Source organism: Streptosporangium sp. NPDC003464 (assembly GCF_053588315.1).
This window is the reverse complement of the sequence record NZ_JBSFPS010000005.1, coordinates 22,693-40,551: the sequence shown is the minus strand read 5'-3', so window position 1 is coordinate 40,551 and position 17,859 is coordinate 22,693. Positions and strand designations below refer to the sequence as shown.

The window sequence follows — 17,859 nt, the reverse complement described above, 5'->3', positions numbered from 1 at the left end:
GATGTTCGTCTCGGGCCCTGGCACAAGCCGGGGCCTTCTTCATTGAGGGCTTCGTCAAGGTTCGGCAGGCGCCCCCGTGGGGATGGCCCAGCGGCCTGCCGCACCTTGAGGAGTGGGTTGGTCAGTTGCCTTGGGGCGGGCCGAGCGGGGCCTCGGTGCTGTCGACCAGCTTGCAGTCGGCCACGGGCCCGTTGGAGACGCGCGCCCAGATGCCGGCGACCTGCAGGTCCGGCTTCTCGGAGACGCTGAACTCCAGCACCGCGGTCTGGCCGTCCTTGACGACCTTGGGGTCGATAGTGAAGCCTTCCTCCTGGCTCGGCCAGATGACGAGGGAAGCCTCCTCCTTGGACAGGAAGCTCTGGCTGCGGGGCTGCGGGCTGCACCTCTTGCCCATGGGGATGTAGTCCACGACCGCATTGAGCCCCATGCCCTGCAGGTCCGCCTGCAGCTCCTCGGGGTTCTTGGCCTCATTGATGGTGATGTGGATGGTGCCGTCGTCCTTCTTGGAGATGGCATAAGCCTCGCCACCGCCGAGGAGCAGCGGAGCGGCGATCGCCACGGCAGCGGCGGCGGCCAGCACCGGGGCCAAGACGACAGGGCGCAGCAGCCGCCACTTCGGCCTGGCGGGTCGAGCGTCCTGGTGAATCTCGGTCATCACGAACTCCTTGAGGTGTCGGTGCCGGTCCCGCGGGAGTTCGGGCTCCACCTGAAACGGCAGCAGCCGAGCCAGCTCTTCTCGCTCGCCTGCGTTCATCGGTACTCCTCCCTTGTGAACCGGACCGCGGTATCGCGGTCACCTCTTACCTGTCGTGACGGCCGAGGCGGTTCCCTTTCAGCCGCGAATTTCTCCAGTTTCCTTCGCGCCCGGGACAGCCGGGACCGGACCGTGCCCACCGAGATGCCGAGCGCCTCGGCCGCCTCGGTGTAGCCGAGGCCCGACCCGACGACCAGCGCGAACACCTCCTGCTCTTGGCGGCGCAGCCTGCCGTAGACCCGTCGGATCGCAGCCAGCCGCTCGGCGTCGTCGATGCGCCCCACCACCTCGTCGGCGAGGTCCGAGACCTCTTCGCTTCTGGGCATCCGGGTCAGGGCGTCGTCGTAGCGGCGGGCCGCCCGCCGGGTATTGCGCGCGATGTTGGTGGCGATGCCCAGCAACCACGGCCGCAGCGAGCCGCCGCCGACGTCGATGCGGTGCCGCAGCCGCCAGGCCTCCAGGAAGGTCAGGGACGTCACGTCCTCGGCGGTCGACCAGTTGCCCGTCAGCCGGAAGGCATGGCCGTACACCGATCGGGCGAACTCATCGAAGAGCTGCTCGAACGCCTCTGTATCCCCGTCACGTATCCGGGCACGTATTGACATGTCCACACACAGGGACTGTCCACAGCGCCACCTGGGTTCCCGAAAAGCACAAAGAAGAAGTCCGGCGGTAGTGACGGCTACAACTTGCAGGACGAGCAGTGGGAAGTCCGCCGGTTCTTCGTCCGCGACTCGAATGGCCGCGTGGTCAACATCCTGGGGCATCGATGACCACAAAGACCCGACAGCGGTATCAGCCGATGTGCGGCACAGCCCTGGCAGCCAGGAAGTGGCCGATCTGCAGCCGCATTGACCAGTCCACCGCCAGCGTCTCGACCTCCTTGCGTGGCACCCAACGGACTTCGCGAGATTCGTCGCCTGGTGTCGGCTCGCCCTCGACGGCGCGACCGGTGAGCACGATGGAGAACTCCTGACGAGCCTCGCCGTTGGAGGTGTAGAGGATGACGTGCCGAGGATCGGTGTAGGTGCCGATCAGACCGGTGATCTCACACCTGATTCCGGTCTCCTCCAGTGTCTCGCGGATCGCAGCCTCGGGAAGGGACTCGCCCAGGTCGATCGCGCCGCCGGGCAGGGCCAACTGCTGCCATCAGTGCGGCGAATCATCAGGATGTCCCCGGCATCGTTGGTGACCACGACATTCACCGAGGGGACAAGGCCGTTGGGTGTGGGCGCCTCGGGGGCGTCGTGGAAGTCCAGCCGGCGGGCCATGGGGCAGAACTCTACTGGTGTAGCACCGGCCTGGACGGCTCTGAAACTGTCGACGTAGGTCGCGACCATGGCCGCTGCCCATCACCTTGCGCAGGTGCATGACCGGGGCGTTGGAGGCGAGGTGATGTCGGAGGCTTGACCGGCGCACCGTTCTTCCAGGATCTTGGCCTGGTGACTCGCGGCCCTGGTGAGGGAGACGCTCCGTCAAAAGGCGTCTCTGGCTCTGACAAGGTCGTGTCGGCTGTTCCTCGGCGGCGACTCTTGATAGCGGTGATGGTTACGGTGGTTGCCGTCGTCCTGTGTGTGGTGGCGACGGGTTTCTTGCTCCAGGAACGGCCGTCCCTCACTGTCCTGCCCCCGCCCGACGGGCCTTGGCCGGAGACGCTCTTCTCCGTCTGGCTCTGTCCGGACAAGAAGGGGGAAGGCGAGGGCGCCGAGAAATGCCGGAGCGGAGTCACCGACCGGCAGCGGCGAGCGGTCGAGACGGTGATCCGCGGAGTGCCCGGTGTCGAGAAGTTCATGTTTGTGAGTGCCGAAGAGGCGGCCAGGCAGACGGCCGAGCAGTTCGGTGAGGAGGGTCTCCTCACCGAGGAGGAGGCTCCACCGTCGTTCGACGGCCACCTGCGGAACGTCGGGGATGAGGACGCGACGCGTCCCCTGATGGACGGCCTGCGAGCGGCTGTAGAGGACCTGCCTGGCGTGGTGTCCGTGAACTTCTCCACCGAGCACCTCTTCTGGGACGGAAAATCGGATCTGTCGGTCCAGCTCTGCGGGGAGGGCTTGGAACAGGAACCGCCCTGTACGGGGCGGGGACGGCCCACCGGGCAGGAGCGAGAGGCGATCGAGGCGGTGCTCGCGACGGTCGACGGGATCGACAAGGTCTATTTCCAGGAGGCCGAGCACACGCGCAAGGTCGCCGAGTACATGCTGGGCGAGCCGCCCGCCCTTCATGAGGTGGTCGAGAGCTACGAGATCAAGATTACCGACAGGCGAGCGGTGGACGCGGTCAAGTCGGTGCTCCGGAATGTTTCAGGAGTAGGCAAGGTCGTGGTGCGGTAGTCCGGCCTCCGGGGCGGCCGGGAGAATCCAGGGTGGAGAGGGTTCTGGCGCAGTAGATATTTGTTCGGCTCTAGCAGAGGCTCATCCTTGTCCGCTGCCCGATAGACCTGCTGTGATGCGTCACGCGGTCACAGCAGAGATAGGCAGAACGGATGTATGTCTCAATCCTGCCGGTCGCATGGGCATAGTCCGGGCCTTTCTTCATTGAGACTAGTCACCCCTGGAAGTGCAGCGCGAGCTCGGCAAACCTGTACCCGTTCAGTGCTGCAAAAACGAGGTAGGCGATCCAGGTCGCCCTGTGCCGCCGCAGAATCAGAAGCACCATTGTGGCGATGTACAAGCCGAACCCCGAGAAGAGGAGGGCGAAGAGCACCGAGTCCGGATCGCTGAACTCGGGCATTTCTGGATCCCAGTTGTAACTGGTCGGTATAAAGCTGAGGAGCATCGCAAACAGCGCAAGGATGGAGAGACCCGTACTCATCAGAGCCACAGCAGCCCTTCGGCACCCAGGGTCGGATGCGCCGAAGTTGTCCTGCCTCTCTGGGGCTTCGCTGCTCATGGCAGAGCCTCTCTGCGTCTTACCGGGTGTTCGGTAGCTCTCCGGAAGATCATTCATCGGCGGCGCGCAGGATGTCCATCGCGTGGATCACGTCGGTGACCACGTGGTCCGGGGGGGCGCTCATGACCGGCCCGGGTTCCGCGGTCGATCCAGACCGTTCGCAGGCCGGCCGCGTGTCCTCCGCCGATGTCCGCGACGGGGTGGTCGCCGACCATCCAGCCCCCGCCGACGAGACTCATACCGCATCGCTTGGCGGCGATCTCGAATAGGCCGACGTCGGGCTTGCGGATGCCCTCGACGCCCGAGAGCGCGTAGCCGTCGACGGCATCGGCCAGGCCCGTCCGCTGGATCTTGCCGAGCTGGTTGTCCGCTGTCCCGTTGGTGACGATCCCGACCCGCCATCCGGACGCGCGCAGCTCTGTCAGCGCGGCTATGACCTCGGGACGACACTTGACAAGGTGGGGCATCCGGTGGCGGTACGCGGCCCACAGATCCGCTGCCGAAGCGGACAGCTTGAACCGCTCGCGCACCTTGGTGAAGAACAGCTCGCGGTGGGGCAGGCCGTTGCGGTCCAGCTTGACCAGGTGGTCGACGGCCTTCCGGCTGAGTCGATGCCCTTCGGCGAACTCGTGCGCCCACAGCAGGAAGGCGGCGTCCAGATCGATGAGTGTGTTGTCGAGGTCGAAGAGCGCCAATCGCTGCACGATGCCCGATCCTAGGCGGGGTCGGCTTCGCCCCGTAGGCCCGTGCTCCGGCTGCCGGCCGGTGCTGTGGGATCGGTGACCACGGCCCACTCAGGGGCGAGACAACCTGCGGAAACGCTCCGAGATCCATCCCACGCATATCCCACAGCCACTGACATACGGCTGCCTACGCTGGCACATGACTGCACAGAGCTGGATGGCGATCGAAAAGACATGCCCAGGTCAAGGGCATGATCGCTGGTCAAGAGAGTGCCCCCGGCATGATTCGAACATGCGACACCCGCTTTAGGAGAGCGGTGCTCTATCCCCTGAGCTACGGAGGCAGGGGCTACAGGTAAGAGTAGCGAAAATGGCGAGTGCGTGTGCGGTCGGTGGGTGGGTGAGGGGTGGATGGCGGGTTATCGCTTCGCTGAGCTGCGGTAAAAGGGCGGCAAGTGGGCACAGATCCGGGGTTTGGGATGGCTAATGTCGCGCTCCGTGATCGAACGGCGACGGAAGCGTATCCGAGGGCATCGCGCGCTGCGGCCGCTGGTGCTGTGTGGGGCGATGCTGGCGCCCGCGCTTCTGGCGGGCGGTCTTCTGGTGGCCGAGCTCACCGGATATGACCGGGTCCTCCGGGGGGACGTCGCCAAGGTGGGGCCCCGGGGGGTGGTGGCTCAGGGGGGCGGACCCGCCGTGGCGTCGGTGGTGGCGCCCGGCCGGGATGTGATCCTGAAGCCGAGGTTGGTGCCTCCTCCCTCGCCCTCTCCTTCCCCGGATCCGGTCCAGGCGTACGGGGGGTGGACGTCCCCGGTTGTGGCCGACGTGCGGCGCTCGGCGGCGGACGCCGCTCCGGTGGACGTCCCCGACGTCGTGCGGAAGGTGGTGCCCCGGCGGTCCGAGCCGCCTCAGGTGAGGCGGACGCCGCCGCAGCCGGCGCAGACGGAGGGCGGGTTCGGCTGTCCGGGGGAGTGGCGGGATACCTGGCTGTGGGAGGTCTGTAAGGAGCAAGAGCGGCGAGAGGCCTGAGGGAGCGGGCTGCTAAATGGGGTGTTCAACGCATATCGGCTGTGCTGGGCCCGGCCCGGGCACTCAGCCAGCTGTAGTAACGTGCGTGCCTGACCCAGGTCACGAGTTCGCAAACGGAGGGGTCGAAAGTGCCACCTCGTCGATCAGCGGGTCTGATCGCCGTTGTCGCGACCATGACTTCCCTCTTGCCGGGGGCCGCTGCCACGCAGCGGGCGTCGGCGGAGGTCCAGCCCGTCGCCGCCCGCGGATCCACGAGCCATGCCGTGCCGAGCCGCGAGTCCGTGAGCTTGGCCGGGGCGCGTGGTGAGTCCGCCGGTCTTCGCGGTGCGCGTGGTGAGTCCGCGAGCATCAGCGAGCTGCGTGGTGAGTCGGCCGGTCTCCGTGGGGCGCGTGGTGAGTCCGCGAGCCTCGACGGGCTGCGGCGCGAGCCGGTGAACCTCACGGAGTTGCGCCGTGAGGCGGAGAAGGCGTCCAAGGATCTGGAGGGCGCGACGAAGGCCCTGGAGCAGCGGCGGGCCAAGATCCAGGCTTCGCAGAAGGAGCTCACCGCCAAGCTGCGCGAGCTGCAGGCCGCCGAGAGGGCCTTCGCCCAGGTGCGGCAGCCGCTGTCGGATATCGTTGGGCAGCTCTACCAGCACCAGACCATGGGCAGCGACGTGGCCGGTTTCCTGTCCGGCGCGTCCGACGCGTCGACCTTGCGGGCCATGGCGGCCGTCTCCCAGATCGTGGCCCAGCGCGATCAGATCCTCCAGGAGAGCAGCCGCCTGCAGGTCGAGCGCGAGCGGCTGGCAGCCGAGGCGCAGGAGCTTCGGGCGGGCACCCTGCTGTCGGAGGCACAGATGGGCGCCGAGATCGAGACGCTCAGGGTCCGTTCGAGCAAGATCGTGAAATCGCTGACCCAGGCTCTGGTGAAGCTGGGAGTGAAGGTCGACAAGGGCGGACAGCCCGCGGAGGGCTGTGCCCCGACCAAGGCGTTGTCGGCGAACGAGTTCGCCAACGGGCTGATCCCCAAGGCCTACCTGTGCCCGCTCCAGCAGCGGGGCAACGAGCTGCGCGGAGACGCGGCGCTGGCGTTCATCAGCCTCAACGAGGCGTACAAGCGGCAGTTCGGCAGGCCCATGTGCGTGACCGACAGCTACCGGAACCTGGCCGAGCAGCAGTCGGTCTACTACCGCCGCCCGGGCTTCGCGGCGGTCCCGGGCCGTAGCAACCACGGTCTGGGGCTCGCCGTCGACCTGTGCGGGGGCGTGGAGCGTTTCCGGTCACCCCAGTTCAACTGGCTGGAGGCCAACAGCAAGAAGTTCGGCTGGTTCCACCCGAAGTGGGCCTATATCAGCCCGTTCGAGCCCTGGCACTGGGAGTACGACCCGAAGCTGGGCTCCCTGCTTTAGATCTCTCCGCTGTAGACGCGCTGCTGTAGAACTCTCTGCCGTAGGGACTCGCTGTCGTGGTGACCCGCGCCGCCGGTGTGACCGGCTGGGGCGTGGGAGGCCCGTCCGGATGCGGGAGAGTCCGGGGAAAGTGGGGAAGCGGGGGAAGCGGCCGGCGGCTATCGTCCGCGATGGTTGATCGTGATCGACAGGTGCCCGCCGGCCTGGGCCGAGGCCAGTCGGACCGCCTGTTCCGAGGTGGTGGCCAGCACGATGAGCGCCCCCCGGTCAGGTTCCCCGTCCGGGGTGGTGATGACGGTGACGTCTTCGGCCACGGTCCGGGCGGGGACGGCGCCCTCCCAGGTGGAGGAGGCGGCCAGGACGTCGACGACGTCGCCGGGTGACAGCAGCCGTGCGCTCTGGGGGTCGGCGACGCGGACCGGTGTGGCGACCGTTCCGGGGCCGTGGGCGGCCAGCAGCCCGGGGCCGAGCAGGCGGAGGTCCGTCAGCGGCTCCCCGCGCCGCATGGGGCCGGCCAGGACCCTCCCGGCGACCGGGGCGCCGGGCCGTACCACGCCGTCGGGGACCGTGTCGGGCCGCAGCGCGACCGCCTTCAGGTCGGCGGCCTCCAGCGTGCCGCCGGGCAGGTCTCTGGCCGCGGCGAGGACGGTCACCGACGCGGTGTCCGGCCGCAGTCCGATGAGGGCGCACGCCATCGCCAGGGCGGCGACGACGGCGGCGATGAGGCGGTGGCGACGGCCGAGGAGACGGCGGAAGGCACGCATGACTGGCTCCATTACTCCATTACTCCGTTGTGCCCCTGTGCTCCATGCTCCGTTGCGGGGGAACAGGTAGCAGACAGCAGGCGGGGAGAACCGGGCGGCGCGGAGCCCGTGATGAGGTGCCCGCCGTACGGCGGGGCGGGGGTGGCGGCAGGGCGCCCGCCGTACGGCCGGGCGGGGCCTGCCATCGATGGGGCGAGGGACGGCGGGGTGCCACCGCCGGGCGACGGGGTGGGGGTGAGGAGCCCGACATCCGGTGGAGGGGACCCGATATCCGATGGACCCGATATCCGGTGGAGGGGAAGGCGAGGAATAGGAGGGGGCGGGAGGCGGTGGCTATTCGGGGAGGTCGAAGGGGAGTTTGAGACCGTCCAGAACGGTGCCGCAGGGGCAGGTGCGGTCTTGGGGCAGGGCGGTGACGACGTCGGTGACGAGGGTGCGCATGCGGGCGACGTTGGTGGCGAAGAAGGCGAGGACCTCCTCGTGGGTGACCCCCTCGCCGGCCTCGACCCCGGCGTCGTGGTCGGTGACCAGTGACAGCGAGGTGTAGCACAGGGCCAGCTCGCGGGCGAGGACGGCTTCGGGGAAGCCGGTCATGCCGACGACCGTCCAGCCGTTGGCGGTGAACCAGCGGGACTCGGCGCGGGTGGAGAAGCGGGGGCCCTCGATGACGACCAGGGTGCCGCTGTCGGTCAGGTCCCATTGGGAGGACCGGGCGGTCGACGCGGCCGCCGCGCGGCCGGCCGGGCAGTAGGGGTCGGCGAAGGCGACGTGGACGACGCCGCCGGTGTCGTAGTAGGTCTGCGCGCGGCTGGAGGTGCGGTCGACAAGCTGGTCGGGGATGACCAGGGTGCCGGGGCCGAGCTCGGGGCGGAGGGAGCCGACGGCGCTGGGGGCGAGAACCTGACGGACGCCGAGGGAGCGCAGCGCCCACAGGTTGGCGCGGTAGGGGATGCGGTGGGGCGGGAAGCGGTGGTCGCGGCCGTGGCGGGGCAGGAAGGCGACCGGGCGCGATCCGATCCTGCCGACGGTGACGACGTCGCTGGGCGGGCCGTAGGGGGTTGAGACCTCGACCTCCGTGGCGTCGTCGAGCAAGGAGTAGAAGCCCGAGCCGCCGATGACTCCGATGTCCGCGCGAGTGACCATGGCGCCGAGATTAGCGTTATGGACGCCTCCGGAGGAGGGCGAGTCCTTTCCTGTGGATAAAGCGCTAAGCCTGTGGATAACCAGATCGTCAAGTGTGGCGTTCTGATCGCTCTCGGTGGGAACCGCTGGTCGGCGGTAGCGTCTCCCCCACTCGTTCCGGGAATGGGCCTCGGCCCGGTGACGCAGGTGCTGGTGATCGCGGTGCGGAACACCACTGGTCTCGGTGACCTCAATGGACCTCGATGACCTTGATGGCCTCAACAAAGCACCGTCGGTCCCGACGACCTCAATGACTTCAACAAAGCACCATCGGTCCCGACGACCTCAATGACCTCAGCGAAGCACCGTCGGTCTCGGTGACCTCAATGGAACACCGTTGGTCTCGGTGACCTCGGTGACCTCGGTGACCTCGGTGGCCTCAGTAGAGCGTCGTCGGTCTTGGTGACTTCAACGGAATGCCATCGGCCTCAGCGGCCTGGGTGGCCTCGGTGACCGCCTCGGGTGCCGCCTTCCGCCTGATCGGGGGCCTGTCCGGCGCCGTGCCCGCCGAGCGATCCTCGCCCGCAGAGGCCGGGCGAGGGCTGTGGCGGCCGGCCGAGGTGGAGAGGCGCGGGGACTGCCCCCGCCGCCTGGGCGACACGGCCGGGACGGACCTGCCGCCCGGCGGGCGCCGCGCGGCTGCTCGCACGGCTGGGCGCCAGGGGCCTCAGACGGGCGTGGAGCTCGCCGAGCGGGCGGGGGTGACGGCCAGGTGGGGGCGACAGTCGCGGGGGGCGACGGTCGAAGGGGGCAGGCCGTACACGGAGCTGCTCGTCGCGCGTGGCCTGGTCCGCCGGACCGGTGACGGCGTCCTGGAGCCGGCCCCGGCCGGCGGGCAGGTGGTCGACCGGCTGGTCGCGGAGACCTGTGAAGGGTTCGGACCGCTGATTCGCGGCTGGGACCCCGACGGGCCTCCGAACCCCAGGAGCTGCTCGGCTCGGTGGCCGATCGCCCGGGGAGCGGCTGAACCGGTCCCAGGAGCGCGGTGCCGGGCTCTCCGGACGGGTTGTCCCGCCTGTCCGAGCCGTTGACCTGTCGGCAGGAGTGGCCGAACCGGCTTCAGGGGCGCGACGCCGGGTTCTCCGGATGGCTGCCTAGCCTGTTCGGGCCGTTGACCTGCCCGTAGGAGCGGCTGAACCGGCTTCAGGGGCGCGGTGTCGGGCTCTCCAGACGGCTGCCCTGCCTGTCCGAGCCGTTGACCTGTCGGCAGGAGTGGCTGAACCGGCTTCAGGGGCGCGACGCCGGGTTCTCCGGACGGCTGCCCCGCCTGTCCGGCCGCTGACCTGTCGGCAGGAGCGGCCGTCCGGCCGGCTCGGTGGCCGGCCTGTCCGGTGGAGCGCTCGGGCCGGCTCCCGGAGCGGCTGGGCCGGCCCCGGGGAGGGGTGGCCTCAGGAGGCCGCGGGCGCCGGGCTGCTGGCGGTCTTCGTCGACGACGAGGACGCGGACGCGGACTCCGTCGACGAGCCGGAGGAACCCGAGGAGCCGGACGAGCCCGACGAGGAGCTCGTGCTCGCGGAGCTCACCGTGCTGGTGGACGAGGAGCGGCTGTCGGTCCGATAGAAGCCGGAGCCCTTGAAGACGATGCCGACCGCGGAGAACACCTTCCGGAGCTCGCCCGAGCACTTCGGGCACTCGGTGAGCGCGTCGTCGGAGAACTTCTGGACGATGTCGAACTCGTTGCCGCATGCACTACAGGCGTACTGGTAGGTGGGCACGCGATCCTCCTCGTTGGTCCGCGCCGATTGGCACTCTATAGACGCGACTGCTAATGGTACGCAGCCGACAAGCTTAAACGCGAGTCGGAGCTGTCGCATTCCACTCGGATCAGGTGCCGACCAGGGGTTCGTCCCTCCAAAATCGGGTGCCCGGCCCGCCGGGTCGGGGTACCCCGACCCGTCCGATCCGGAGGCCCGGCCCGCAGGATCGGGGTACCCCGACCCGTCCGATCCGGAGGTCCGGCCCGTCCGATCCGGAGGTCCGGCCCGCCGGATCCGAGGTCCGGCCCGCCGGGCTCAGGTGCCCAGCTCGCCGAACCAGCCGGCGAGTTTGCCCCGGCGGCTGATCGCCCGGATCCGCCGCTCGACCGGGTCCCGGCAGGCGGCGGTGGTCACGACCAGGAGCTGGTCGTCGATCCTGATCCGGGTGGAGTCGGAGGGGACGAACGTCCGGCCCTCCCTGACGATCAGTGTGACCTGGGCGTCGGTGGGCAGCCGCAGCTCGAAGATCTCCACGCCGTGCAGCTTCGAGGTCGGCGGCACCTTGATCTGCAGCAGGTCGGCGTTGAGCTCCTCCAGTGGGGCCGAGTCGACCTCCAGGTCGCGGGCCTCGTCGGGGGTGGAGATCCCGAGCATCTTCGCCACGAAGGGGAGCGTCGGCCCCTGCAGCAGGGTGTAGACGACGACGATGACGAAGACCTCGTTGAACACGAACTTGGCGGTGCCCTCGGCCACCGAGTGGGCGGCCCAGGGGATGGTGGCGAGCACGATGGGCACCGCTCCACGCAGCCCCGCCCACGACAGGAACGCCTGTTCTCGCCAGTTCAGTCGGCCGAGGCGGGCCAGCCGTACGAGGAGGGCCGAGACGATGATCGACAGCGGTCTGGCCACCGCGACCAGGAACAGCCCCGCCACCAGGCCCGGGACGATCGCCGACGGCATCTCCGACGGGCTGGCCAGCATGCCGAGCATGACGAACAGGCCGATCTGGGCCAGCCAGGCCACGCCCTCGGCGAAGCCCCGGGAGGCGGCCCGGTGCGGCATCCGGGAGTTGCCCATGACGAGGGCGGCCAGGTAGACCGCCAGGAAGCCGCTGCCGTGCAGGAGCACGGCGCCGGCGTAGGCGACGAACGCCAGAGCGAGCACCGCGATCGGATACAGGCCGGAGACCGGCAGCGCGATGCGGCGCAGCGCGTAGACCCCCACGGGCCCGACCGCCAGGCCGACGACCGCGCCCACGGCCAGTTCGAAGACGACCAGCAGCAGCGCGCTCCCCAGGCTGGGCGAGGTGCCGGCGCTCAGCAGCATGACGGCGATGACGGTGGGCGCGTCGTTGAAGCCGGACTCGGCCTCCAGGACGCCCGCCAGGCGCGGGGGCAGGGGCAGGCGGCGCAGGACGGAGAAGACGGCCGCCGCGTCGGTGGAGGCGAGGATCGCGCCGAGCAGCAGCGAGGTCTGCCAGTCCATGCCGAGCAGCAGGCGCACCGGGACGGCGACGGCCACGATGCTCACCCCGACCCCGACGGTGGCCAGCACCAGCGCGGTCGGGATGGAACGTTTGACGTGGTTCCAGTTGGTGGTCAGACCACCCTCGGCCAGGATGATCGCCAGGGCGACCAGGCCGATCTGCTGGGCGAGCTCAGGGTTCTCGAACTGGAGCCCGAAGCCCGACTCGCCGACGATCAGGCCGAAGCCCAGGAAGATGAGGAGGCTCGGCAGGCCGCTCCGGTGGGCGACCCGCACCGCGAGGATGGCCGAGATGACGATTCCAGCCCCGAGAAGCAGCCAGACATCCCATCCCATCTGGCCCCCTCTCTGACTCCAGGGACCATTGTGTCGCATTCGGCCTAGTCGTCAGGCACACCGTACGGGAGGGCGGTGATCCCGCTCGGCAGGGCCGCGTAGCGGACCGGCAGGTCGTGAGGTTCGGCGGGGACGCCTTCCAGCAGCTCGCCCTCGTGCAGCAGGGCGACCGTCGGCACGTTCGGGCCGACCCTGGCCAGCGCCCGGTCGTAGGAGCCGCCGCCGCGGCCGAGCCGTACGCCGGTGGACCGGTCCACCGCCAGGGCGGGCACGATGACCAGGGCGGCCGTCCTGATCGCGTCGACGCCCCGCCGGGTGTCCACCGGCTCCATGATCCCGAAGCGGCCGGGGGCGAGCGTGTCGGGTCCGTCGTAGACCGCCCAGTCGAGGTCGTCGTCGTCGCGGAGCACCGGCAGGATCACGGTGGCGCCGTGTTTCCACAGCGCGAAGACGAGCCCGTGGGTCGCCGGTTCCGTGCCGACCGACCAGTAGCACGCGACGAGCCCGGCCATCTGGACCCACGGCTGGTCCAGCAGCGTCTCCCGTGTCCGGACGGAAGCCGCGCGCCGCTCGTCCTCGGGGATCGAGGCCCGCGCGGCCTCGATCGTCGAACGCAGCTTCAGCTTGTCCACGGATCCCTCCACTATGGTTTCGGTTATGGCCGACTTCCATCCTGTGACCAAAGCCGTTGTTCCCGCAGCGGGGCTTGGCACCCGCTTCCTACCGGCGACCAAGGCGACTCCCAAGGAGATGCTGCCGATCGTCGACAAGCCCGCGATCCAGTATGTCGTCGAAGAGGCGGTCTCCGCCGGGCTGCTCGACGTCCTGATGGTCACGGGTAAGAACAAGCGCTCCATCGAGGACCACTTCGATCGGGCGATCGAGCTTGAGGACGCCCTGGAGGCCAAGGGTGACGACGAGCGGCTCTCCCAGGTGCGCGAGCCCGCCGACCTGGCGACCCTCCACTATGTCCGGCAGGGCGAGCCGCGCGGCCTCGGTCACGCGGTGCTCTGCGCCAAGCAGCACGTGGGCGACCACCCGTTCGCCTGCCTGCTCGGCGACGACCTGATCGACTACCGCGACGAGCTCCTCAAGCGCATGATCGAGGTCCGCGCCACCTACGGCGGCAGCGTCGTCGCGCTGATGGAGGTGCCGAAGGAGCAGGTCTCCCTGTACGGCTGCGCCGCCATCGAGCCCACCTCCGAGCAGGACGTGGTGCGGGTGACCGACCTGGTGGAGAAGCCCCCGGCGGAGGAGGCCCCGTCCAACTGGGCCGTCATCGGCCGCTACGTCATCGACCCCGCGGTGTTCGAGGTCCTGGAGAACACGCCTCCGGGCCGCGGCAACGAGATCCAGCTGACCGACGCCCTGCGCACCCTGGCCGGACGCGGCGGCGACGAAGGTGGACCGGTCCACGGAGTGCTGTTCCGCGGCCGCCGCTACGACACCGGCAACAAGCTCGACTATCTCCGCACGGTGGTGCAGTTCGCCGCCGACCGTTCCGACCTGGCCCCGGAGTTCATGCCATGGCTGAAGGAGTTCCTGGCGTCCCGATGAGTCCGATGAGATCGGTTGACGAGCACCTCGCCGACATCCTGCTCACCGTGCGGGCGCTGGCCCCGCTGGAGCTGGAGCTGGAGCACGCGCTGGGCACCACCCTGGCCGAGGAGGTCACCTCCCCGGTCCCGCTGCCGCCGTTCGACAACTCGGCCATGGACGGCTACGCCGTACGGGCCGAGGACGTCAGACAGGTCCCGGTGACGCTGCCGGTGATCGGTGACGTCGCCGCGGGCGACGGCGGGCGGCTCGCCGTGGGCCCCGGCACGGTCACGCGGATCATGACCGGCGCTCCGGTGCCCCAGGGCGCCGACACCGTGATCCCGGTCGAGTGGACCGACGGCGGCACCGGACAGGTCACGATCGGCCGGTCGGCGCCGGAGGGGAACGCGATCCGCCGGGCGGGCGAGGACGTGCGCGCCGGCGACGTCGTGCTGCCGGCGGGGACCCTCATCGGCCCGGCGCAGCTCGGCGTACTGGCCGGGGTCGGCCGCCGCCGGGTGCTGGCACGGCCCCGCCCGAGAGTCGTGGTGATCTCCACGGGCGCCGAGCTGGCCGAGCCCGGCACGCCCCTGGCCCCCGGCCAGATCTGGGAGTCCAACAGCTACACCCTGGTCGCCGCCGTCCGCGAGGCCGGGGGTGAGGCCTACCGGGCCGGGGTCGTGGCCGACGACGCCGCGCTGTTCCTCGACCAGCTCGACGCCCAGCTCCTGCGGGCCGACATCGTGATCACCAGCGGCGGCGTCTCGATGGGCGCCTACGAGCCGGTCAAGGAGGCGCTCGCCCCGCTCGGCACGGTCCGCTTCGACCGCGTCGCCATGCAGCCCGGCATGCCCCAGGGGTTCGGCGTGGTGGGCGAGGACCAGATCCCGATCTTCGCGCTGCCCGGCAACCCGGTGTCGTCCTTCGTGTCGTTCATGCTGTTCGTCCGGCCGGCGCTGCGGAAGATGCGCGGCCTGCCCGCCGGGCCGGCGCCGACCGTGCGCGCGGTGACCGCCTCGCCGCTCCGCTCGCCCGAGGGCAGGCGGTCATACCTGCGGGCGGTCCTGTCGGCCGACGGGTCGGTCGCACCGGTGCGGGGGCAGGGCTCGCACCAGCTCGCCGCCCTGGCCTCGGCCAACGCCTTGATCGTGGTCCCGGAGGAGGTCACCGAGCTGCCCGGAGGCGCGACCGTGGAGGTCATCCCGCTCTGAACGGCCGGCGGGCGGGCCGGGGCGATGAGCGCCGGCGCCGGATCACAGGGGCGATGAGCACCGACATCGGATCACAGGGCATGGTGTCCGTATGAGTGGATTCACACATATCGACGAGACCGGCGCGGCACGCATGGTGGACGTCTCGGCCAAGGACGTCTCCGTCCGTACGGCGAGCGCCACCGGCAGGGTGCTGCTGTCGGCCGAGGCCGTGGCCCTGCTGCGGTCGGGCGACATCCCCAAGGGCGACGCGATCGGCACCGCGCGGATCGCGGGCATCATGGGCGCCAAACGGACCCCCGACCTGATCCCGCTCTGCCACCCGATCGCGCTGCACGGTGTGAAGGTCGAGCTGGCCGTGGTCGACGACGGTGTGGAGATCACCGCCCGGGTCAGGACCGCGGACCGGACGGGGGTCGAGATGGAGGCGCTGACCGCCGTCTCGGTCGCCGCGCTCGCGCTGATCGACATGGTCAAGGCGGTGGATCCGGCGGCGGTGATCACCGATGTCCGGGTCGAGGAGAAGACCGGTGGCAAGACCGGGGTGTGGACCCGGCAGGAATGACCTCCGACCGGGATGTGGACCCGGCAGGAATGACCTCCGGTGGCCGGGTCTGGGAGTCCGGTGACCGGGCCTGGGAGGATGGCGGCATGAGAGCTCTGGTGATCACCGCTTCCAACCGGGCCGCCGCCGGGATATACGAGGATAAATCCGGGAAACTGCTGGCGGAGCTCCTCGCGGGGGCCGGATGCGAGGTGGACGGTCCGCAGGTGGTCCCCGACGGCGATCCGGTCGAGGCGGCGCTGCGGGCCGGGGTGGCCGAGGGCTACGACGTGATCGTCACCACCGGCGGCACCGGGCTGACCCCGGCCGACCTCACCCCGGAGGCGACCGGGCGGGTGCTCGACCGGGAGATCCCCGGCATCGCCGAGGCCATCCGCCAGGCGGACCGCGACAGGGTGCCCACCTCGATCCTGTCCCGCGGGCTCGCCGGGCAGGCGGGCGGCAGCCTGATCGTCAACCTGCCGGGCTCCTCCGGCGGGGTCCGCGACGGCATGGCCGTGCTCCTGCCGGTGCTGGAGCACGCCGTGGACCAGATCCGCGGGGGAGACCATCCCCGCTGAACCGCCTGGCGGACTCCATGGCACGCCGGCGTGTCTTGGGGGGATGATGGAGGGCGTGGATCGACTTCGTGGCTGGCCGGTGACCCTGACGGAAGGCCCGGTGGGACTCCGGCCGCTGCGCCTGCGTGATGTTCGTCTCTGGCGGGAGTCACGGCTGCGCAACGCCAACTGGCTCCGCCCCTGGGAGCCGAGCAATCCCGAGACCCCCCTGTTCCGGACGGGGCTCGGCCCCTACATCGCGATGACCGGCACCCTCCGCAGGGAGGCCAGGCAGGGGCTCGCGCTGCCCTGGGTCGTCACCTACGAGGGCGCCTTCGCCGGGCAGCTCACCGTCGGCGCCATCGTCTGGGGCTCGGCCAGGTCGGCCCAGATCGGCTACTGGGTCGACGGCGCCCTGGCCGGCCGGGGCATCATCCCCACCGCCGTGGCCATGGCGGTCGACCACTGTTTCTTCACCACCGGGCTGCACCGGGTGGAGGCGAATATCAGACCGGAAAATCACGCTAGCCGCCGAGTGGTTGAAAAGCTCGGCTTCAGGGAAGAAGGCATCAGAAGGCGGCATCTGCACATCGACGGTGCTTGGCGTGACCATATTTGTTACGCGCTCACGGTGGAAGACGCACCAAGAGGCCTGCTCGTGCGGTGGCGGAGAGCACGGGAAGCGGCAGCCCATGGTGGCGCTCCGCATGAAGAGGTTTGAAGATCTCGCGACACACCGCACTGAATACTCGTCAAATAGTGACACGCGGTCTTACGGTGCGTGACGTGAGCACATTGAAGACGCCAAGAGACCACAGGCGTTTTCATGCTGCCCGGAGGTGGCCGTGAGCAGCGCTCTTCTGTACCTGGCCATTGTCATTATGTGGTTGTGCGTCCTCGTTCCCATGTGGTTGCGCCGGGACCGATCCACTTTCGACGAGCTCGACGGGGGCGCCGAGCCGTACGCCCAGGACGAGCAGCCGGCCGAGGCCGAGGCCGAGGCTCCCGAGACTGGGCCCGACACCGAGCCCGGCGCCGTGCCCGAGGGCGCGACCGGACCCCGGCCCGCGCGGGCCCCGGGCGAGCGCCGCCGTGCCGAGCGGCGCCGCCGGGCGCTGCGGGTGGCCAAGCGCAGGCGGCTGACCCTCTGGTGCACGCTGCTGGTCCTCGCCTCGGTGGTGACGGCCGCCGTCCAGGTGATCCCCTGGTGGGCCGTGGCGCCCTCCGTGGTGCTCCTGGGCTCCTATCTGGCCATCCTGCGGGTCTCGGTCCAGATCGACGCCGAACAGCGCAGGGCCGCCGCCCAGGCCCGTGCGGAACGTGTCAGGCGCGCCCGCCGGCGGGCCGCCGAGCTGGAGGCCCGGCGGCCGGTGGCGGAGATCATCGATCTGGCCGCGCACCGGGACGAGATCTTCGACCAGTACGCCGAGACCCCCCGCCGCGCGGTCGGAGATTGATCTCCGGCTCCGAATGGCGCGAGCGGCTCCGGAAGTTTGCTAACCTAGTGCACGTCTTGGGGATGTAGCGCAGTCCGGTAGCGCACTTCGTTCGCATCGAAGGGGCCAGGGGTTCGAATCCCCTCATCTCCACCCAGGCCAGAGGCCGCTTCCGAGAGATCGGAAGCGGCCTTCTGCGTTGCTGGGTGACCAACTGAGTGACGATGATGCCCTGCTCCCAGGCGCCCCAGCCCGGCAGCAGGATCATCTTCCCCTGCCCGATTGTTCGATGCTTCTGAGGCTGGTCGTCGCCTGGGCGCAGCAGCTCCGGGGACAGACCCTTCCGGCGCCTTTCGGTG

General features: G+C 69.8%; 17 protein-coding genes, 2 tRNA genes and 2 pseudogenes. 10 read left to right on the top strand and 11 right to left on the bottom strand.

Annotated features, from left to right (window positions below; translation table 11 throughout):
• Nucleotides 1–121: 121 nt before the first annotated feature.
• Complete coding sequence (locus ACWDS7_RS02130; RefSeq protein ID WP_451927705.1) at nt 122–754, bottom strand: hypothetical protein; 633 nt, start codon at nt 752–754, stop codon at nt 122–124.
• Nucleotides 751–1,359, bottom strand: a complete 609-nt coding sequence (locus ACWDS7_RS02125) for an RNA polymerase sigma factor (RefSeq protein ID WP_451927704.1) — start codon at nt 1,357–1,359, stop codon at nt 751–753. Before ACWDS7_RS02125 ends, ACWDS7_RS02130 begins: the two co-directional genes overlap by 4 nt.
• Nucleotides 1,360–1,440: 81 nt before the next feature.
• Between ACWDS7_RS02125 and ACWDS7_RS02120 the strand changes: the two are divergent.
• Nucleotides 1,441–1,527: pseudogene (locus ACWDS7_RS02120) on the top strand (VOC family protein); the annotation flags it as partial.
• 22 nt (nt 1,528–1,549) lie between these two features.
• Here ACWDS7_RS02120 and ACWDS7_RS02115 read toward each other — a convergent pair.
• Nucleotides 1,550–2,025, bottom strand: a pseudogene (locus ACWDS7_RS02115) (NUDIX hydrolase).
• Between the two features lie 135 nt (nt 2,026–2,160).
• On the opposite strand from ACWDS7_RS02115, the gene ACWDS7_RS02110 reads away from it, so the two are divergent.
• On the top strand, nt 2,161–3,084 hold the full coding sequence (locus ACWDS7_RS02110; RefSeq protein WP_451927703.1) for a permease-like cell division protein FtsX: 924 nt from the start codon (nt 2,161–2,163) through the stop codon (nt 3,082–3,084).
• 214 nt (nt 3,085–3,298) lie between these two features.
• On the opposite strand, the gene ACWDS7_RS02105 is transcribed toward ACWDS7_RS02110, so the two are convergent.
• The 3 genes from ACWDS7_RS02105 to ACWDS7_RS02095 all read right to left on the bottom strand — a co-directional run bounded on the left by ACWDS7_RS02105 (nt 3,299) and on the right by ACWDS7_RS02095 (nt 4,670).
• Nucleotides 3,299–3,643 carry a hypothetical protein gene (locus tag ACWDS7_RS02105; protein WP_451927702.1) on the bottom strand — a complete coding sequence of 115 codons (345 nt, stop codon included), beginning with the start codon at nt 3,641–3,643 and terminating at the stop codon, nt 3,299–3,301.
• A 53-nt stretch (nt 3,644–3,696) separates the two neighbouring features.
• Complete coding sequence (locus tag ACWDS7_RS02100) at nt 3,697–4,347, bottom strand: HAD family hydrolase (protein ID WP_451927701.1); 651 nt, start codon at nt 4,345–4,347, stop codon at nt 3,697–3,699.
• Between the two features lie 250 nt (nt 4,348–4,597).
• Nucleotides 4,598–4,670 (bottom strand) — tRNA-Arg (locus ACWDS7_RS02095).
• 1,116 nt (nt 4,671–5,786) lie between these two features.
• On the opposite strand from ACWDS7_RS02095, the gene ACWDS7_RS02090 reads away from it, so the two are divergent.
• Nucleotides 5,787–6,746: a D-alanyl-D-alanine carboxypeptidase family protein gene (locus ACWDS7_RS02090; protein WP_451927700.1), complete on the top strand. Its 960-nt coding sequence runs from the start codon at nt 5,787–5,789 to the stop codon at nt 6,744–6,746.
• Nucleotides 6,747–6,904: 158 nt separating this feature from the next.
• Here ACWDS7_RS02090 and ACWDS7_RS02085 read toward each other — a convergent pair whose 3' ends face one another.
• The 5 genes from ACWDS7_RS02085 to ACWDS7_RS02065 all read right to left on the bottom strand — a co-directional run bounded on the left by ACWDS7_RS02085 (nt 6,905) and on the right by ACWDS7_RS02065 (nt 12,842).
• The gene (locus tag ACWDS7_RS02085) at nt 6,905–7,510 is read right to left on the bottom strand and encodes an RcpC/CpaB family pilus assembly protein (RefSeq protein ID WP_451927699.1); all 606 of its coding nucleotides are present in this window, start codon (nt 7,508–7,510) and stop codon (nt 6,905–6,907) included.
• A 333-nt stretch (nt 7,511–7,843) separates the two neighbouring features.
• Nucleotides 7,844–8,653 (bottom strand): S-methyl-5'-thioadenosine phosphorylase, encoded by an 810-nt coding sequence (locus ACWDS7_RS02080; protein ID WP_451927698.1) that lies wholly within the window; start codon nt 8,651–8,653, stop codon nt 7,844–7,846.
• A 1,427-nt stretch (nt 8,654–10,080) separates the two neighbouring features.
• A complete protein-coding gene (locus ACWDS7_RS02075) occupies nt 10,081–10,407 on the bottom strand; it encodes an FmdB family zinc ribbon protein (RefSeq protein WP_451927697.1) in 327 nt (108 codons plus the stop codon).
• Between the two features lie 297 nt (nt 10,408–10,704).
• A complete protein-coding gene (locus ACWDS7_RS02070) occupies nt 10,705–12,210 on the bottom strand; it encodes a potassium/proton antiporter (RefSeq protein WP_451927696.1) in 1,506 nt (501 codons plus the stop codon).
• Nucleotides 12,211–12,254: 44 nt separating this feature from the next.
• Nucleotides 12,255–12,842 (bottom strand): 5-formyltetrahydrofolate cyclo-ligase, encoded by a 588-nt coding sequence (locus ACWDS7_RS02065; protein ID WP_451927695.1) that lies wholly within the window; start codon nt 12,840–12,842, stop codon nt 12,255–12,257.
• 25 nt (nt 12,843–12,867) lie between these two features.
• Between ACWDS7_RS02065 and galU the strand changes: the two genes are divergently transcribed.
• The 7 genes from galU (at nt 12,868) to ACWDS7_RS02030 (ending at nt 17,653) form a co-directional block, all read left to right on the top strand.
• Nucleotides 12,868–13,767 carry a UTP--glucose-1-phosphate uridylyltransferase GalU gene (gene galU, locus ACWDS7_RS02060; protein WP_306863544.1) on the top strand — a complete coding sequence of 300 codons (900 nt, stop codon included), beginning with the start codon at nt 12,868–12,870 and terminating at the stop codon, nt 13,765–13,767.
• Nucleotides 13,768–13,772: 5 nt separating this feature from the next.
• Entirely contained in the window at nt 13,773–14,960 is a 1,188-nt protein-coding gene (gene glp, locus ACWDS7_RS02055) for a molybdotransferase-like divisome protein Glp (protein ID WP_451927694.1), read from the top strand.
• A gap of 91 nt (nt 14,961–15,051) precedes the next feature.
• Nucleotides 15,052–15,525, top strand: a complete 474-nt coding sequence (gene moaC / locus ACWDS7_RS02050; protein ID WP_306863548.1) for a cyclic pyranopterin monophosphate synthase MoaC — start codon at nt 15,052–15,054, stop codon at nt 15,523–15,525.
• Between the two features lie 86 nt (nt 15,526–15,611).
• Entirely contained in the window at nt 15,612–16,085 is a 474-nt protein-coding gene (locus tag ACWDS7_RS02045) for a MogA/MoaB family molybdenum cofactor biosynthesis protein (protein WP_306863551.1), read from the top strand.
• A 46-nt stretch (nt 16,086–16,131) separates the two neighbouring features.
• Complete coding sequence (locus ACWDS7_RS02040) at nt 16,132–16,785, top strand: GNAT family N-acetyltransferase (RefSeq protein ID WP_306875504.1); 654 nt, start codon at nt 16,132–16,134, stop codon at nt 16,783–16,785.
• A gap of 118 nt (nt 16,786–16,903) precedes the next feature.
• On the top strand, nt 16,904–17,521 hold the full coding sequence (gene sepX / locus ACWDS7_RS02035) for a divisome protein SepX/GlpR (RefSeq protein ID WP_451927693.1): 618 nt from the start codon (nt 16,904–16,906) through the stop codon (nt 17,519–17,521).
• Between the two features lie 58 nt (nt 17,522–17,579).
• A tRNA-Ala gene (locus ACWDS7_RS02030) sits at nt 17,580–17,653 on the top strand.
• The last annotated feature ends 206 nt before the right edge of the window (nt 17,654–17,859 follow it).

Bases quoted from the DNA above. Each gene is read 5' to 3' on its own strand.
- ACWDS7_RS02130 (WP_451927705.1), bottom strand. From the start codon at position 754: ATGAACGCAGGCGAGCGAGAAGAGCTGGCTCGGCTGCTGCCGTTTCAG.
- galU (WP_306863544.1), top strand. From the start codon at position 12,868: ATGGCCGACTTCCATCCTGTGACCAAAGCCGTTGTTCCCGCAGCGGGG.
- ACWDS7_RS02105 (WP_451927702.1), bottom strand. From the start codon at position 3,643: ATGAGCAGCGAAGCCCCAGAGAGGCAGGACAACTTCGGCGCATCCGAC.
- ACWDS7_RS02040 (WP_306875504.1), top strand. From the start codon at position 16,132: ATGGAGGGCGTGGATCGACTTCGTGGCTGGCCGGTGACCCTGACGGAA.
- ACWDS7_RS02085 (WP_451927699.1), bottom strand. From the start codon at position 7,510: ATGCGTGCCTTCCGCCGTCTCCTCGGCCGTCGCCACCGCCTCATCGCC.
- glp (WP_451927694.1), top strand. From the start codon at position 13,773: ATGAGATCGGTTGACGAGCACCTCGCCGACATCCTGCTCACCGTGCGG.
- ACWDS7_RS02080 (WP_451927698.1), bottom strand. From the start codon at position 8,653: ATGGTCACTCGCGCGGACATCGGAGTCATCGGCGGCTCGGGCTTCTAC.
- ACWDS7_RS02070 (WP_451927696.1), bottom strand. From the start codon at position 12,210: ATGGGATGGGATGTCTGGCTGCTTCTCGGGGCTGGAATCGTCATCTCG.
- ACWDS7_RS02125 (WP_451927704.1), bottom strand. From the start codon at position 1,359: ATGTCAATACGTGCCCGGATACGTGACGGGGATACAGAGGCGTTCGAG.
- ACWDS7_RS02045 (WP_306863551.1), top strand. From the start codon at position 15,612: ATGAGAGCTCTGGTGATCACCGCTTCCAACCGGGCCGCCGCCGGGATA.
- moaC (WP_306863548.1), top strand. From the start codon at position 15,052: ATGAGTGGATTCACACATATCGACGAGACCGGCGCGGCACGCATGGTG.